The following is a 17,274-nucleotide window of genomic DNA, read 5'->3' as shown; positions in this document are numbered from 1 at the left end:
ATGGAATTACTCAACACAATCGACAGCCCGGCAGACCTGCGCAAACTGACGCGGGCGCAACTCAAGCCGCTGGCCGACGAGCTGCGCGAATTCGTCATCGAATCGGTGGCGCAGACCGGCGGCCACCTGTCGTCCAACCTGGGCACGGTGGAATTGACGATTGCGCTGCATTACGTTTTCAACACGCCGGAAGACCGCGTGGTGTGGGATGTCGGCCACCAGACCTATCCGCACAAGATCCTCACCGGCCGCCGCGACCGCATGCACACGCTGCGCCAGCTCGACGGCATCTCCGGCTTCCCGCGCCGCAGCGAAAGCGAATACGATACCTTCGGCACCGCCCATTCGTCGACCTCGATTTCAGCCGCGCTGGGCATGGCGCTGGCCGCCAAGACCAAGGGTGAAACCGAGCGCCATGCGATCGCCGTGATCGGCGACGGCGCGATGACTGCCGGCATGGTGTTCGAAGCGATGAACAACGCCGGCGTGTACGACGACATCAACATGCTGGTGATCCTGAACGATAACGACATGTCGATTTCGCCGCCGGTGGGCGCCTTGAACCGCTACCTGGCGCGCCTGATGTCGGGCCAGTTCTATGCGCAAGCCAAGAACGTCGGCAAATCGATACTGCCGGGGCCGATGCGGCAGCTGGCCAAGCGTTTCGAGGAACACGCCAAAGGCATGGTGGTCCCCGCCACCATGTTTGAAGAATTCGGGTTCAACTATATCGGCCCGATCGACGGCCATGACCTGGAATCGCTGATCCCGACCTTGCAGAACCTGAAGCACCTGAAAGGCCCGCAGTTCCTGCACGTGGTGACCAAGAAGGGCCAGGGCTACAAGCTGGCGGAAGCCGATCCGGTGCTGTACCACGGCCCGGGCAAGTTCAATCCGGCCGAGGGCATCAAGCCGGCCGCGGTCAGCAAGATGACCTATACCCAGGTGTTCGGCGACTGGCTGTGCGACATGGCGGCGCAGGACGACAAGCTGATCGGCATCACCCCGGCGATGTCGGGCGGCTCCGGCCTGGATACGTTCGCCAAGCGTTTTCCGCAGCGTTTCTACGATGTCGGCATCGCCGAGCAGCATGCGGTCACGTTCGCCGCCGGCCTGGCCTGCGAAGGCTTGAAGCCGGTAGTGGCGATCTATTCGACTTTCCTGCAGCGCGCCTACGACCAGCTGATCCATGACGTCGCCCTGCAGAACCTGGACGTGACTTTTGCGCTGGATCGTTCCGGCCTGGTCGGCGCCGACGGCGCAACCCATGCCGGCAACTACGACATGGCTTACCTGCGCTGCATTCCCAACATGGTGGTGATGGCGGCGTCCGATGAAAACGAATGCCGCCAGATGCTGTCCACCGCGTATCTCTACAACGGCCCGGCAGCGGTGCGCTATCCGCGCGGCGCTGGCATCGGCGCCGCCATCGCTCCCGAATTGACCACCTTGCCCCTGGGCAAAGGCGAAATCAGGCGCCAAGGCCAGAGCGTGGCGATCCTGGCCTTCGGCTCCATGCTGGCGCCGAGCCTGGCGGCAGGCGAGATGCTGGACGCCACGGTCGTCAACATGCGTTTCATCAAGCCGCTGGATGTCGACCTGGTGCTGGAACTGGCGCGGACCCACGATGCACTGGTCACGGTAGAGGAAGGCTCCATCATGGGCGGCGCCGGCGCCGCAGTGGCGGAAGCCCTGGCGGCGGCGGGATGCGTCAAGCCGCTCTTGAATCTGGGCTTGCCGGACCGATTTATAGACCATGGCGACGTCAGCCAGCTGCTGGCGCAATGCGGCCTGAATGCAGAAGGTATCGCGGCATCGATACGCCAGCGCTTCGGCAAGGACCAGCCGCGCCTGGTCGTCAACCAGAATTAAGCAGGGCCGGCCGCCTGCCGTTCCCAAGCAATTCCAGCCAGGATGCTGCCGCCGGTCGAGCGGCGGCGTTCAAGCCAGACTTATATCCAACCGTCCCGGATCTCCTGCCAAGCCTGCAGGCGAAGCGGGACCAGGCTGCTTCCGGCAGCCTTTCATTCAAAGGTTAAGCATGAATACTCGTGACCGCAATCTGACGATTCCAGACGTGCAAAGCAGCGTCGACACCCGCCGCCTGGCGATCCAGCGCGTTGGCGTCAAAGGCGTGCGTTATCCGGTGACGGTGCGTACCGCCGCAACAGCCCAGCCAACCATCGGCAGCTGGAACATGTACGTGCATCTGCCGGAACAGCAGAAGGGCACCCACATGTCGCGTTTCATCGCCTTGCTGGAAGGCCTGGAAGGACCGCTCGACGTTGCCTCGTTCGGCGCGCTGATGCGCAAGATGGTGACCCTGCTGGACGCCGAGCGCGGCCGCATCGAACTGACTTTTCCCTATTTCATCAACAAGACTGCGCCGGTTTCCGGCGTGCAGAGCTTGATGGATTACGAAGTGGGCCTGACCGGCGAGATCAGCCAGGGGCAACTGGAAATCACGCTCAAAGTGCTGGTGCCGGTGACCAGCCTGTGCCCTTGCTCGAAGCAGATTTCAGCCTACGGCGCGCATAACCAGCGCTCGCACATCACCGTCAATGCGGTGCTGGACGGCGAGCTTCAGGTCGACGAGCTGATCGCCAAGATCGAAGCGCAGGCATCCTGCGAACTGTTCGGCTTGCTGAAGCGTCCGGATGAAAAATACGTCACCGAGCGCGCCTACGAAAATCCGAAGTTCGTCGAGGACCTGGTGCGCGATGTGGCGGTGGCCCTGAACAACGAGCCGCGCGTGCTGGCCTATGTGCTGGAAGCGGAAAACTTCGAGTCCATCCATAACCATTCGGCGTATGCATTGATCGAGCACGACAAGCGCAGCAAATAAACGCGGTTGATCCGGCAGCGGAGCGGGATGAAGCCAGTTGTGGCGTCATCCCGCTTTTTTTATGCGTCCCGCAAGCGGTCTTTCTGCCACAGCACATCGCTGCCGCCGTCCGCGCGGTTCAGCACCCGCGACAGCACGAACAGCAGGTCCGACAAGCGGTTCACATACTGCCGCACCGCCTCATTCACCGTTTCGCTCTTGCCCAGGCTGACAATGCTGCGTTCCGCGCGCCGGCAGACTGTGCGGCAGACATGCGCCAGCGCCGCCGGACGGTTGCCGCCGGGCAGGATGAAATCCTTTAGCGGCGGCAGGCCGGCGTTGTATTTTTCCAGCAGGTCGTCGAGCCGGGCTACCTGCGCCTCGCTGACCAGCGCATAGCCGGGAATGCACAGCTCGCCGCCGAGGTCGAACAGGTCGTGTTGTATCGATAGCAATGCTTCGCACAATGGTGCGTCCAGCCCTTCGCACAGCAGCAGGCCAAGCTGCGAATTGAGCTCGTCGATATCGCCGATTGCCTGGATGCGCAGGCTGTCCTTGCCGGTGCGGCTGCCGTCGCCAAGGCCGGTAGTGCCCTTGTCGCCGGTACGCGTCGCGATCTTGGAGAGTCGATTGCCCATGGTTTTGAAGTCCCTTTGTTCCGTTTGTTCCGGCTGATCCTGGATGGAATAGCAAGACTTGTACTTTACACCAGCGCGCAGCAGCCTCGCAGAGTAAAATCCAGAGGAAAAGGAGACCTTCCAATGAACCACATCGCCGATCTCGCCGCCCTGAAAAAACCGTTGCCGGATGGCTTGCTTGCAGCTCTCGCCCCCTTGTTTGGCGAGCGCCTCTCGACCACCATGGCGATGCGCGAACATCACGGCCGCGATGCTTCTTCGTATGATCCGATGCCGCCGGATGCCGTCGTGTTCGTCGAATCGACCGAAGAGGTCGCCGCGCTGGTCAAGCTGTGCAGCGAATACCAGGTGCCGGTGATTCCTTTCGGCAGCGGCACCTCGCTGGAAGGCCACGTGCTGGCGCTGCAGGGCGGGATTTCCATCGACTTGTCGCGCATGAACCGCTTGCTGGCGATCCATGCCGAAGACTTGACGGCGACAGTGCAGGCCGGCGTCACCCGCAAGCAGCTGAACCACGAGATCAAGGACAGCGGCCTGTTCTTTCCGATCGATCCAGGCGCCGACGCTTCGATCGGCGGCATGGCCGCCACCCGCGCTTCCGGCACCAACGCCGTGCGCTACGGCAGCATGCGCGAAAACACGCTGGCGCTGACAGTGGTGACCGCGGACGGCCGCATCATCAAGACCGGCACGCGCGCCAAGAAATCCGCCGCCGGTTATGACCTGACGCGCATTTTTGTCGGCAGCGAAGGCACGCTGGGCGTGATCACTGAAGTGACCGTCAAGCTTTATCCGCAGCCGGAAGCCATTTCGGCCGCGGTCTGTTCGTTCCGGAACATCGCCGACGCGGTCAATGCGGTGATCCAGACCATACAGCTGGGCGTGCCGGTGGCAAGGGTAGAGCTGCTGGATGAGAACGGCGTCAGGGCCATCAATGCGCATTCCAGGCTGGCGCTGCCGGAACAGCCGTTGCTGCTGTTTGAATTCCACGGCAGCGAGAACGGCGTCAAGGAGCAGGCTGAACTGGTGCAGGCAGTGGTGGCTGAACACCATGCCGTCGGCTTTGAATGGGCGACGCGGCCGGAGGACCGTTCGCGTCTATGGACCGCGCGCCACAACGCCTATTTCGCCCTGCTGCAATTGCGTCCCGGCAGCCGCGCGATTTCCACCGATTGCTGCGTGCCGATCTCGCGCCTGGCGGAGTGCATCCTGGACACCAAGGCCGATTGCGAGGCGAACGGCATGGTGTATTCGATCATCGGCCACGTCGGCGACGGCAATTTCCATGTGCAGATGCTGGTCGATCCTGACGACGACGCCGACATCGCGCGTGCCGAGGGCGTCAATGCACGCATGGTGAGCCGCGCCATCGGCATGGACGGCACTTGCACCGGCGAACATGGCGTCGGCCTGCACAAGATCGATTTCCTGATTGAAGAACATGGCGTGGAAGCGATTGCCACCATGCGCGCGCTGAAGCATGCTTTCGATCCGAAAAACATCATGAATCCCGGAAAGATCATCCGGTGGTAAGTCTCATGTCGAACAAAACCCCACTGGTCAACCGCCTGCCGCCGGTGCATGCCTTGTCCGCGTTTGAAGCTGCCGCGCGCCATCACTCGTTCGCATTGGCGGCGGACGAGCTGTGCATCACGCCGTCGGCGCTGTCGCACCGGATCCGCCTGCTGGAAGATTTCGTCGGCGAACGCCTGTTCTCGCGCGAGGGCAGGACCGTCGCCTTGTCCGAATTCGGCCACCGTTACCTGGAGGTGGTGCGCAGCGCCTTGCGCACCTTGACCGAATTCCCGCTGCCGCAGCGTAACGCCCAGGTGCAGCCGCGCGTCAAGATCACCGCGCCGCCGACGTTTGCCCGCCAGCTGCTGATCCCGCACCTGCATGAATTTGCCGGCCGGCACCCTGAGATCGTGGTGGAAATATTCCTGTCGGTGCCGCTGTACGACCTGAGCTTGACCGAGAGCGATCTTGAAGTGCGTTTCGGCGCCGGCAAGTATCCCAACACCACCACCGAGAAACTGTTCGAAGAACCCACCTTTGCCGTCGCCAGCCCGGCATACCTGAAGCAAGTCGGCCCGCTGGAGCAGCCGGCCGACTTGCGCAAGGCAAGCCTGCTGCGCTCGGCGCTGGAGCCCTGGCAGCCCTGGTTCCAGGCGGCCGGGCTGGACTGGCCCGAACCTTCCTCCGGCTTGCGTGCCGACGACCTGGGGCTGCTGCTGGAACTGGTGCGCCATGGCCATGGGGTCGGCCTGACCCGCAAGCATTTTGCCCAGCAGATGATTGCGCAGGGAGAAGTGGTGCAATTGTTCGACATCAGCCTGACGTCGCCGCCCCATGCGTATTACCTGGTGTACCAGCAAAAGCCGCAGGAACGGCCGGAAGTGACCACCTTCACTGAATGGATGAAGGATACTTTCAGCCGCATCTGAAGCGGATTGGCGGCAGGCGGGCGGCCGCCTGAAAATATTTCATCCGCACGGTGCAAGCTTTTCAGGCGGATCCGAGGTGGATATCAGAGGAAAACATCCTGTTGAAAACACAATATCGTTATACTCGACGATAGAAAACACACTCTCCGATAGCCAGCCTGCCAATGGGAAAACAGCATGAACGGGAAAACAGCATCGCTCGCTACAGCTCCTGCTGAATCCGCCTTTAGCCCGGTCCGCCAGCAGCAAGTCGTCAGCGCGCTGCGGGCGCTGCTGCCGGAACACGCGCTGCTGTCGAACATCGAAGATACCCGGCCCTACGAATGCGACGGCCTGGCGGCCTACCGGCAGACGCCGATGGTGGTGGCGTTGCCGGAGGACGAACAACAGGTGATAGCCATCCTCAAGGCTTGCCGCGATCTCAAGGTGCCCATCGTGCCGCGCGGCGCCGGCACCGGCCTGTCGGGCGGCGCCATGCCGATCGCCGACGGCGTGGTCTTGTCCACCGCCAAATTCACCCGCATCGTCAAGCTTGATCCGTATGCGCGGACTGCCGTGGTGCAGCCCGGCGTGCGCAACCTCGCCATTTCCGAGGCGGCAGCCGCGCACGATCTGTATTACGCGCCGGATCCGTCGTCCCAGATCGCTTGCACCATCGGCGGCAACGTGGCGGAGAATTCGGGCGGCGTGCATTGCCTGAAATACGGCCTTACCGTGCACAACGTGCTGCGGGTCAGGATGGTGACGATCGACGGCGAGGTGGTTGAACTCGGCAACGGCGCGCTGGATGCGCCCGGCCTCGATTTGCTGGCGCTCTTCATCGGCTCGGAAGGCATGCTGGGCGTGGTCACCGAAGTCACGGTCAAGCTGATCCCCAAGCCGCAGGCGGCCAGGGTCATCATGGCTTCCTTTGACGACGTGGTGAAGAGCGGCAATGCGGTCGCCAACGTGATTGCCGCCGGGATCATCCCGGCCGGCCTGGAGATGATGGACCGCACCAGCTCGCGCATGGTGGAACCCTTCGTCAAGGCCGGCTACGATACCGACGCCGCCGCCATCCTGTTATGCGAATCGGATGGCACCGCGGAAGAGGTGGAAGAGGAAATCGGCCGCATGAGCGCGGTGCTCAACGCCAGCGGTGCGACCCGCATCGAAGTGTCGACGTCGGAAGCGGAGCGCCTGCGCTTCTGGTCGGGCCGCAAGAACGCCTTTCCGGCTGCCGGCCGCATTTCCCCCGATTATTACTGCATGGACGGCACCATCCCGCGCAAGAACCTGGCGCAAGTGCTGCTCGGCATCGAGCAGATGGAAGGCAAATACGGCCTGCGCTGCGCCAATGTGTTCCATGCCGGCGACGGCAACCTGCATCCCCTGATCCTGTTCGATGCCAACCTGCCTGGCGAATTTCATCGCGCGGAAGAATTCGGCGCCGAGATCCTTGAGTTGTGCGTGGCTGTCGGCGGCACCATTACCGGCGAGCACGGCGTCGGCATCGAAAAGATCAATTCGATGTGCGTGCAGTTTTCTCCGCTGGAGCGTGAAGCTTTCTTCAATGTCAAACGTGCCTTCGACACCGCGTTCCTGCTCAATCCGGACAAGGCGATCCCCACTTTGCAGCGCTGCGCCGAGTACGGCAAGATGCATGTGCAGCGCGGCCAGCTGAAATTTGCGGAACTTCCGCGCTTCTAAACCAGACCCGAGAATATGGACGCAGAGTCATTCAGGCAGCAGGCCAAGGCGCAGATCCTCGCCGCCGCCGCAGAACACCGGCCGCTGGAAATCCGCGGCGGCGGCAGCAAGCGCTGGTATGGCCAGCAGGTGCAGGGCGAGCTGCTCGACGCGCGCGGCTATGGCGGCGTCATCGATTATGAGCCGACCGAACTGGTGATCACCGCCCGTTGCGGCACCCCGCTGGCCGAGATCGAGGCGCTGCTGGCGCAGCACAACCAGATGCTGCCGTTTGAACCGCCGCATTTCGGCAGCGCCGCGACGTTGGGCGGCATGGTCGCCAGCGGCTTGTCCGGCCCGTCGCGGCAGGCGGTCGGCGCGTTGCGCGACTTTGTGCTGGGCGCGGTGCTGATGGATGGCAAGGGCGATATCCTGCATTTCGGCGGACAGGTCATGAAGAACGTGGCGGGATACGATGTGTCGCGTTTGCTGGCCGGTTCGCTTGGCACCCTGGGTTTGATCCTGGAAGTGTCGCTGAAAGTGTTGCCGCGCCCGGTCGCCAGCAGCAGCCGCCGGTTTGCCATGGGCGAAGCCGAAGCGATTCGCAGCCTTAACCAGTGGGGCGGCTTGCCCTTGCCGGTTTCCGCCAGCTGCTGGCAGGATGGCATGCTGACGCTGCGCCTGTCCGGCGCGCAGGCAGCGGTAAGCGCCGCGGAAAAGAATCTCGGCGGTGAAGCGGTCGCCGATGCGGACGATTTCTGGCACGCGCTGCGCGAGCAGACGCACGCTTTTTTTGCGCCGGCAGCCGCGCAGAAGCCCTTGTGGCGGCTGGCGCTGCCGTCGACCGCAGCGCCGCTGGCGTTACCCGGCGCCACGCTGATCGAGTGGGGCGGGGCACAGCGCTGGCTGTTCACCGGCGCCGACGCGCAGGCGGTGCGGGGCGCGGCGTCCGCCGCCGGCGGCCATGCCACGCTGTACCGCGGCGGCGACAAAGAGGCTGGCGTGTTTCATCCGCTGGCGCCCGCGGTGGAACAGATTCACCGGCGTTTGAAAGCCAGCTTCGATCCTGCGGCGATTTTCAATATCGGCCGCATGTATCCCGGCTTTTGATCCGAACCTCACAAACAACCTATAGCGCAGCAAGCCATGCAAACCAATCTCGCCGACTTCATCAAGAATACCCGTGCAGGCAAGGAAGCCGACGCGATTTTGCGCGCCTGCGTGCATTGCGGCTTCTGCACGGCGACCTGTCCGACTTACCAGCTGCTGGGCGATGAGCTGGACGGCCCGCGCGGCCGCATCTACCTGATCAAGCAGGTGTTGGAAGGGACCAAGGCTACCGTCAAGACCCAATCCCACCTGGACCGTTGCCTGACTTGCCGCAATTGCGAATCGACTTGCCCGTCGGGCGTCGAATACGGCCGCTTGCTCGATATCGGGCGCAAGGTGGTCGACGACCAGGTGCCGCGCCCTGTGGCGCAACAGCTGACGCGCAAGCTGCTGAAAGAATTCTTGCCGCGCCCCTGGCTGTTCAAGCCGGCCATGGCAGCCGGCCAGCTGCTGCGGCCGCTGTTGCCGCGCAAGCTGAAAAACAAGGTTCCGGAAAAACAGGAGGCGGGAATTTTCCCGCGCCGCGAACACGCGCGCAAGATGCTGTTGCTGGACGGCTGTGTGCAACCGGCGATGTCGCCCAACATCAACCACGCCGCCGCACGGGTTTTCGACGCGCTCGGGGTGCAGCTGCTGGTAGCGCCCAAGGCCGGCTGCTGCGGCGCGATCCGTTTCCACCTGAACGACCAGGCTGGAGGGCTGGACGACATGCGGCGCAATATCGACGCCTGGTGGCCGTACGTGATCGGCAGCAATGGACAAGGTGTCGAAGCAATCGTCATGACCGCGTCGGGTTGCGGCGTCACGGTCAAGGAATACGGACATCTGCTGGCGGCCGATCCGGCCTACGCCGTGAAAGCAAAAGCGATTTCCGCGCTGACCAAGGACCTGTGTGAAATCCTGCCGGCGTTCGAGGCGGAGCTGCAGCAAAAACTGCAAGGGAAAATCACCCAGCGCGTGGTCTACCATCCGCCATGCACCCTGCAGCACGGCCAGCAGATCCGCGGCAAGGTGGAGGGCCTGCTGCGCAGCGTCGGCGTCGATGTGCAGCTGTGCGCCGACAATCACCTGTGCTGCGGTTCGGCCGGCACCTATTCCGTATTGCAGCCGGAATTGTCGTACCGCCTGCGTGACAACAAACTGGACAATCTGCAGGCAAGCCAGCCGGACATGATCGTCTCGGCCAACATCGGCTGCCTGACCCATCTGCAGTCGGGCACGCAGACGCCGGTCAGGCATTGGATCGAACTGCTGGACCAGGCGCTGGCCTGACAGTTTGCAGGGCGCCGCCGCCCTTAAAACTGATGGCGGATGCCGACTGCCGCGACAAACTGCTTGCCGTTGGAAGACGGCGTGCCGTTTTGCGAGTCGCCGACCACTGCCACCGCGTCGACCGCTGTCACGCCATCTTTCCCCAAGGTCTGGCCACGCGCTTTTTGATAAGCTTCCAGGAAATAAAGCGCGGTGCGTTTAGAGAAATCATAGGTCTGCTCCAGGGACAGCTGCTGGTAGCGGGCCGGATTGCTGATGCCGTTGGCGGCTGATTCTCGTGTGTAGCTATAGCCTGCCGCTACCGTGACGGCCGGCGTCAGCTTGTAGCTGGAAATCACCCCCGCCGTATTGAAGCTGGCCTGGTGCGTGAACAAGGACGTGGCTCCCGGCGCCATCTGGACGTTGGAAAAATTCAAGCCCAGCATCAGGCTGCCTGAAGCCTGGTACCTTGCCGCCGCTGCGATCATCTGTACCGATTTGGCCGAGGCATAACCGGCATTGACCGGAGACTGGGCGTAGCTGCCCGACGTGACGTTCGGATCCCATGGCGCAAAACCCTTGAGGTTGTTGTTGTTCAGCTTGAGATATCCCAACGCGAGGCTGAGCGCATTATTGTCGTAGCGCAGCGCCGCGCTGAGGGTATTGCCGGAACCCATGGTTCCGGCGTTTTCACCGAAACCATACAGGGCGCTGGCCTGGAAACCGGCAATCGCCGGCGTCGCATAGACCAGGGAATTATTGATGCGTATGGTGGTGTCGAGGCCGTCCAGGTCGCCCGGATGGGCGCCGGTGGCGCCGGTCAGCACGCCGGTCGATCCCAGTCCGCCGACATAGCGCCAGTACGGCGTGTACTGGCGGCCTAGCGTCAATGTGCCGTAACGGGCGTCGCTCAATCCGACAAAGGACTGGCGGTTGAACGCCTTGCTGGGATCGCTCTGGGTGCCGTTGTCGATGTTGAATCCCTGTTCCAGCGTGAAGATGGCTTTGCTGCCGCCGCCCAGATCTTCGCTGCCGGTAAACCCCAGCTTGCTGGCATTCAGGTTGCCGCTGTTCATATACGTGTTGGCATGGCCGCGCTGGCTGCTGGAGTAGATGATCGCGGCGTCGGCGGTGCCGTAGATGGTGACGCCGTTTTGCGCCTGGGCATGGCCTGCGAATAAAGCGGCTGCTGTCGCCAGCGCCAATGTTTTGTGTTTCATGTGTCTCCCTTATGGTTATTGGACTGCTTCAGAATACCGGCTTGCTGATTCTTAACTTGATTTCGCGGTAGCCGTCGACGACGGCGTCGCTGACGGTGTCGGTAGCGTCAGCCGGCAGCCGGCGATTTTCGTGGCGCGGCAAGAGCACGGTCGCGACATCGGACGCCGGCTGCACGCCCGTGCATCCGACAGCGATTTCCAAAGTCGATGCGTTACTCCGGACACGGATCTGCCACATGCTGTGTTGTCCGTTTTGGTAGGCGTGGCTGCAGCCGTCGTCGTCGAAAAACTCGGCCGTGAAACTGCCGTCGGCCTGGTGCGGGAAGACCATGAAACCTTGCTGGTGCGCGGCCCGGTTGAAATGCTGTTCAGCGACGTTGACGGCGATGGCGCTGCCGGCCCTGGCCAGCAGCGGCGGTTGCTCGCCGACGGCAGGCAATACGATTTCTTGCCCGCCGCGGTGATGTGCGCCGCTCCAGAATTCGTACCAGTCCGCGCCTGCCGGCAGATACACGCTGCGGCTGTTCTGGCCCGGCTCCACCACGGCAGCCAGCAGCAGGCTAGGGCCGACCAGCATGTCGTCGTTTTCCTCGAAACAGCGCGGATCACCGGGAAAAGCCAGGAAGGTAGGCTTGACCATCGGCTCGTAGTGCTGGTGGTAGCGCCATAGCAGGTCGTAGAAATACGGCGTCAGGCGAGCGCGCAGCTTGAGCAGGTTGCGGATGGCGCCGGTGATTTCAGGGTACATCCAGGCTTCGTTGACAGTCTTGTCGTCGTTCCAGGAATGGATCGAAAAGCGCGGCATGAAAATGCCGAACTGGACCCAGCGCAGCAGCAATTCCGGACCCGGCGCCGGGCCGCTGAAGCCGCCTACGTCATGGCCGGTGTTGGAAATGCCGGACAAGGCCAGGCCAATGCCCATCTTGATGTTGTATTTCAGGGTTTGCCACGAGGTGTAGTTGTCGCCGGACCAGGTCTGCACGTAACGCTGCATGCCGGCGGCGCCGGAGCGCGAGACCAGGTAGGGCCGCTGGTGCGGCGCAAACGCGGTTTGCGCTTCCTGCGAGGCGGCCATCATCAGCATGGTTTGCAGGCCCTTGGCTTCGACTGCCTTGAACGGCTGGCCGAAACCGTGGACGCTCGCCTGCGGATTGAGCACCTGGAATTCGTTGTTGTCGTTCCAGGTGCTGGTGATGCCATATTCCAGCAGGGAGCTGGTCACGGCTTGCTTCCACCAGTTGATGGTGTCAGGATTGGTGAAATCCAGGTAAGCGCCGATTTCATCCCAGAACTGCACCATTTCCGGTTCGCCGTCCTGGTCGTTGATGAACAGGTTCAGGTCCCGCGCTTCGGCAAAACACGGATGGTCCTGCAGCAGGCAAGGCTTGATGTTGGCGCACAGGCGCACGCCATGTTGCAGGTAATGCTGGGCAAAAGCCTTGGGGTCGGGGAATTTCTCGCGGTTCCAGTTGAATACATAGCGCTTGTCGCCGATCGACGTGTAGCCGGACGACAGGTGGAACGATTCGCATAGCATGTCGTGCTGCTCGCAGCTCGCCAGGAATTCGTTCATCTTTTCCTGTGCATTCGGGGCATCGGTATACGTCATGGTCGAACCGGAGTAGCCGAGGCCCCATTTCGGCGTGAACGCCGGCTTGCCGGTCAGCCAGGTATAGCGCCGCACCACTTGCTCCATGTCGTCGCCGGCGATGAAGTAATAATCAAGGTCGCCATGGTCGGCAACGAAATAGCGGTAGTGGCCGTGATAATTGTCCAGCTCGCACCCCATGTCCAGCTTGCCTTCAGACAGCGTGTCGTAGAACAGGCCGAAGGCGTTTTTTTGCCGCCGGTTCCAGGTCAGGTAGAACGGGATGTGCTTGTACAAGGCGTCGGTGCTGCTGGCGTTGTAGCCCATCGCATCGATGGTTTTCAGGGAGTAGCTGCGGCCGTGGCGGTTGGTGTCGCCGCTGCGCTCGCCGAGGCCGAAATACATTTCATCCTTGGCGTCGCGCTTGAGGTAGTGGTAGACCTTATCGTCCCAATAGCCGAAATTGACATGTTGCGTGGCGCGGTCCTGGGCGGCGCTTTGCCAGGTTCCGTCCTCGCAGGTTGCCCAGCTGCAGGACAGTCCTTTGAGTTGCACCGTCAGCCGGATTTTCGCGGTTTGTATCAACAAGGCGCCGCCGCTTTCCTCGGTGCTGTAGGGTGGTTGTGCAAAACCCGCCAGCGAGAAACGGTCGCGTCCCTCCAGCGGAAGTTGCGGCGCGCCCGGCGCAATTGCCCAAGTGCGGGGAAAGCGCAGCTTCGCATCAGGCAATACCATGACGCGGATGATGTCTTGTTCCAGCACGAAGATATGGGCCACCTGGCCGCCGGAACCCTTGAGCGTCAGCAGCGGGCCTTTTTGCGCGGCGAGGTGAAATTCAGGTATGAGTTTGACTGACATGGAAGTCTCCAATTTCTTGTTCAGTTGCTGGCGACATTGCTGTCTTTATAGCCGCGGTACAGCAGGAAAAGAATCGTTACGCCGACCACGTCGAACATGCCGAGCGCGGCGAACAGCGGGGTGTAGCCGATCGATTCGGCCAGCTGCCCGATCAGCAATGAAAACGAGAGCCCGCCAATCCAGCTGATCATGCCGGTCAGGCCGTTGGCAGTGCCGACTTCGCGGGTGTTGAAGACGTCGGCGGTCATGGTGTTGACCAGGCCGGAAATCATTTGGTGGGAAAAGCCGCCTATGCAGAACAGGGCGATGGCCACGTAGGGGCTTTCTACATAACCGACAAAACCGACGCTGGTCATCAGCAATGCCCCGGTGGCGATGCCGGCGATGCGCGAGCTGATCAGCTTGAATTTGAAATGCTTCATCAGGAACGGCGACAGGTAGCCGCCCAGGATGCCGCCCATGTCGGCGGCAAAGAACGGCATCCAGCCGAAGACGGCGAACTCTTTCAGATTCATGCCGCGCACGGAAATGAAATACAGCGGAATCCAGAAATTGAAGGTTTGCCAGGCCGGTTCCGCCAGGAAGCGGGTGATCGCGATGCCCCAGAAACGGCGCGTCTTGACGATCGCCCGCACCGATGGCTTGGCGTGGGCCTGGCTTTCGGCAATGCTTTCCTGGCCGGAGAGGATATATGCCCGTTCTTTATCGGACAGGTTGGGATGGTCTTTAGGAGCCCGATAAAAGAAGAACCACAAACCCGCGAAAATGAAGCCCAGCGCGCCAGTGGCGATAAACGCTGCTTGCCAGCCATGTTTGTAGAGCAGCCATGCCACCAGCACCGGCGCGATCACCGCACCCATCGACGTGCCGGCGTTGAAATAGCCGACTGCCACCGAGCGCTCCTGTTTTGGAAACCATTCCGATACCGCTTTGACGCCTGCCGGAATCGCGACGGCCTCGGTCAGGCCCAGCAAGCCGCGGAAGAAAGCCAGCGATAACCAGCCGGTGGCGAAGCCGTGCAGCATGCCGACTATCGACCAGGCGGCGGCAAACAAGGCGAAGCCCACTTTCAAGCCGAGGAAATCGATGATGTAGCCGCATACCGGCTGCATGATGGTGTAGGCGACCTGGAAGGCCGCCACCACGTACGAATATTCCTTGGTGCTGAACGCCAGGTCGTGTTTCAGCGTATCTGCCAGCACGCCCAGCGAGTTGCGCGATATGTAGTTGAGTATGGTGCCAAAACAGACGAGGGCGATGATCCACCAGCGCAGGCCTTTGATATGTTTCATTGTTGTTGTCTCGGTTGGTTTTTATTTATGTGATTGAGGGCCGGCAGGGCGTCACGGCGGTTCCGTGATGGCCAGGCTGGAAAACGCCATCCGGAAATCGCAGCTGAACGTACGGCCGGCGGCCAGGGTTTTTAATCCGGTATCGGGAAAACCGGATTGCGCCAGGTTGACTGCGTCGGCGACGTGGGTCACCGGTTCGATGCAGAAGTAATCGCCTGCCTTGGGTGCATGCAGGACCAGGTGCGATAGCGGCGGCGATGCGGAAATCGCGATGCAGTGCTGCCGGCCGTCGCCGAGCATGGCTTGTCCGTTCCAGCCGCCGTAATACAGCGTCAATTCTTCCTCTGGCGGAATGCTGCGCAGGGTGCGGTAGTCATGCTGCGGAGGGATCTCGCCGACGCCGATGGCGACATGTTCGGCATCGGCTTGCCACAGCTGTTGCGCGGCAAAGGAAACCTGGCGGGCGAAGCGCCGCGGAAAATATGGATGGAATCCTGCGCCGAGCGGCATCGGCGGCAATGCCGTATTGCCGGTGCTGGTGACCTCCATTTTCATGGCGAGTGCGCCGGCTGCCAGGCTGATGGTCTGCTTCGCTTCGAAACGCCAGGGCCAGCCGTTGTCGTCTTCTTCGTGGACGTACAGCATTGCGGCGCTGCTGCCATCGCAATCGAGCAATTGCCATTCGGCGCGGTGGCCAAAACCGTGCATGGCATGCCGTTCTCCCGGATGCAGCGGCAAATCCAGAGCCAGGCCCGCCCAGGAAAACCTGCCGCCGCGGATGCGGTTGGAAAACGGCAGCAGCGGGTAAATGCCGGCCTTGGGCCAGGCGCTTGCCGGGAAGCCGTGCCGCCTGCACTGTTCCGGCATGGGGACGATCCAGTCGATTTCACGTTCGCCTTGCGACGACCTGAGGGACGTGACGCGGCCGCCGGCTGCAGGCGACAAGGTCAAATGCCAGCCGTCGTTGCCAAGGCTGATTTCCGGCGAGAGCAGGAGTGTCTTCATTGGACGTTCGTCGGGCGTCTTAGCGTAACAGGCAAGGTTTCTTGTTGTCGAATTTCCAGCCGGGGATCAGGTATTGCATGGCTGCGGCATCGTCGCGCGCACCCAGTCCCATGCTGCGGTAGAGCTGGTGCGCGGCCTCCAGTTCCACCGGATCAAGTTCGACGCCGAGCCCGGGTTTGTCTGGCACCTCGACCATGCCGCCGGCAATCTGCAGCGGCTGCCTGGTCAGGCGCTGGCCGTCTTGCCAGATCCAGTGCGTGTCGATGGCGGTGATGTCGCCCGGCGCCGCGGCGGCGACGTGGGTGAACATCGCCAGCGAGATATCGAAATGGTTGTTGGAATGGGAGCCCCAGGTCAGGCCCCATTCGCGGCACATCTGCGCCACCCGTACCGAACCCTGCATGGTCCAGAAATGGGGATCGGCCAGCGGGATGTCGACCGATTGCAACTGGATGGCATGGCCCATCTCGCGCCAGTCGGTGGCGATCATGTTGGTGGCGGTCTGCAAGCCGGTGGCGCGGCGGAATTCGGCCATCACTTCACGCCCGGAAAAGCCGTTCTCCGCACCGCAGGGATCTTCGGCATAGGCCAGCACCGCGTGCTGGTCGCGGCACAGGCGGATGGCGTCCTTGAGCAGCCAGCCGCCGTTCGGATCAAGCGTGATGCGGGCCCCCGGGAAACGCTCGGCCAGCGCCGTCACCGCTTCGATTTCATCCTCGCCGCGCAGCACGCCGCCCTTCAGCTTGAAATCGTTGAAGCCGTAGCGCTGGTAAGCAGCTTCGGCCAGGGCGACCACTGCCTGCGTGTCCAATGCTGGCTCGTGGCGCCGCCGCAGCCAGTCGTCGGCGGCGTCCGGGGCGCTGGCGTAAGGCAGGTCGGTGGCGTTGCGGTCGCCGACGTAGAACAGGTAGCCCAGCATCTTCACCGCAGTGCGCTGCTGGCCTTCGCCCAGCAACGCCGCCACCGGCACGCCGAGAAATTTGCCGAGCAGGTCGAGCAGGGCGGCTTCCAGCGCCGTCACCGCATGGATCGCGATGCGCAGGTCGAAGGTTTGCAGGCCGCGGCCGCCGGCGTCCCGGTCGCTGAACGCCGCGCGTGTGCTGTTGAGGATCGCCTGGTAGTTGCCTATCGATTTTCCCAGCAGCAGCGGGCGCGCATCTTCCAGCGTCTGCCGGATGCGTTCGCCTCCCGGCACTTCGCCCACGCCGATGTTGCCGGCATTGTCGCTGAGGATCACGATGTTGCGCGTGAAATAGGGGCCATGCGCGCCGCTCAGGTTGAGCAGCATGCTGTCGCGCCCGGCTACCGGCACCACGCGCATGTCGACGATATGCGGAGTGCCTGTGGCGGGCTGGCTGGTATTCGAATCTGTCATG

13 protein-coding genes are annotated in these 17,274 nt (G+C 62.3%); 7 read left to right on the top strand and 6 right to left on the bottom strand.

The annotated features are described in order from the left end of the window. Together dxs and folE2 are read left to right on the top strand one after the other, a co-directional pair. Entirely contained in the window at positions 1–1,872 is a 1,872-nt protein-coding gene (gene dxs / locus AC07RZ_RS19265; RefSeq protein WP_494669159.1) for a 1-deoxy-D-xylulose-5-phosphate synthase, read from the top strand. A gap of 169 nt (positions 1,873–2,041) precedes the next feature. Continuing rightward, positions 2,042–2,845 (top strand): GTP cyclohydrolase FolE2, encoded by an 804-nt coding sequence (gene folE2, locus AC07RZ_RS19260; RefSeq protein ID WP_144742076.1) that lies wholly within the window; start codon positions 2,042–2,044, stop codon positions 2,843–2,845. A gap of 59 nt (positions 2,846–2,904) precedes the next feature. Here folE2 and AC07RZ_RS19255 read toward each other — a convergent pair whose 3' ends face one another. Then, positions 2,905–3,462 carry a cob(I)yrinic acid a,c-diamide adenosyltransferase gene (locus AC07RZ_RS19255; RefSeq protein ID WP_494669158.1) on the bottom strand — a complete coding sequence of 186 codons (558 nt, stop codon included), beginning with the start codon at positions 3,460–3,462 and terminating at the stop codon, positions 2,905–2,907. 123 nt (positions 3,463–3,585) lie between these two features. Between AC07RZ_RS19255 and AC07RZ_RS19250 the strand changes: the two genes are divergently transcribed. From AC07RZ_RS19250 to glcF, 5 genes are all read left to right on the top strand, one after another. Further along, a complete protein-coding gene (locus AC07RZ_RS19250; protein WP_494669157.1) occupies positions 3,586–4,995 on the top strand; it encodes an FAD-binding oxidoreductase in 1,410 nt (469 codons plus the stop codon). 23 nt (positions 4,996–5,018) lie between these two features. Continuing rightward, positions 5,019–5,906 (top strand): LysR substrate-binding domain-containing protein, encoded by an 888-nt coding sequence (locus AC07RZ_RS19245; RefSeq protein WP_494669179.1) that lies wholly within the window; start codon positions 5,019–5,021, stop codon positions 5,904–5,906. Positions 5,907–6,083: 177 nt separating this feature from the next. Next, positions 6,084–7,595, top strand: a complete 1,512-nt coding sequence (locus tag AC07RZ_RS19240) for an FAD-linked oxidase C-terminal domain-containing protein (RefSeq protein ID WP_494669156.1) — start codon at positions 6,084–6,086, stop codon at positions 7,593–7,595. Positions 7,596–7,610: 15 nt separating this feature from the next. Then, positions 7,611–8,684, top strand: coding sequence for a glycolate oxidase subunit GlcE (gene glcE / locus AC07RZ_RS19235; RefSeq protein ID WP_494669155.1), 1,074 nt, complete (start codon positions 7,611–7,613; stop codon positions 8,682–8,684). Positions 8,685–8,720: 36 nt separating this feature from the next. Next, positions 8,721–9,956, top strand: coding sequence for a glycolate oxidase subunit GlcF (gene glcF, locus AC07RZ_RS19230; protein WP_494669154.1), 1,236 nt, complete (start codon positions 8,721–8,723; stop codon positions 9,954–9,956). Positions 9,957–9,979: 23 nt separating this feature from the next. On the opposite strand, the gene AC07RZ_RS19225 is transcribed toward glcF, so the two are convergent. The 5 genes from AC07RZ_RS19225 to gudD are packed head-to-tail and all read right to left on the bottom strand — an operon-like array spanning position 9,980 to position 17,273. Continuing rightward, positions 9,980–11,155: a porin gene (locus tag AC07RZ_RS19225; RefSeq protein ID WP_494669153.1), complete on the bottom strand. Its 1,176-nt coding sequence runs from the start codon at positions 11,153–11,155 to the stop codon at positions 9,980–9,982. Positions 11,156–11,183: 28 nt separating this feature from the next. Then, the gene (locus AC07RZ_RS19220) at positions 11,184–13,601 is read right to left on the bottom strand and encodes a glycoside hydrolase family 31 protein (RefSeq protein WP_494669152.1); all 2,418 of its coding nucleotides are present in this window, start codon (positions 13,599–13,601) and stop codon (positions 11,184–11,186) included. Positions 13,602–13,621: 20 nt separating this feature from the next. Next, positions 13,622–14,893, bottom strand: a complete 1,272-nt coding sequence (locus tag AC07RZ_RS19215) for an MFS transporter (RefSeq protein WP_144742092.1) — start codon at positions 14,891–14,893, stop codon at positions 13,622–13,624. Between the two features lie 51 nt (positions 14,894–14,944). Then, positions 14,945–15,898 carry an aldose 1-epimerase gene (locus tag AC07RZ_RS19210; protein ID WP_494669151.1) on the bottom strand — a complete coding sequence of 318 codons (954 nt, stop codon included), beginning with the start codon at positions 15,896–15,898 and terminating at the stop codon, positions 14,945–14,947. 19 nt (positions 15,899–15,917) lie between these two features. Beyond that, positions 15,918–17,273: a glucarate dehydratase gene (gene gudD / locus AC07RZ_RS19205; RefSeq protein ID WP_494669150.1), complete on the bottom strand. Its 1,356-nt coding sequence runs from the start codon at positions 17,271–17,273 to the stop codon at positions 15,918–15,920. Position 17,274: the final 1 nt, after the last annotated feature.

This window comes from Collimonas sp. GW821-FHT07E08, assembly GCF_059418905.1.
The sequence above is the reverse complement of the archived record's forward strand: the minus strand, read 5'-3'. Positions and strand labels throughout refer to the sequence as shown.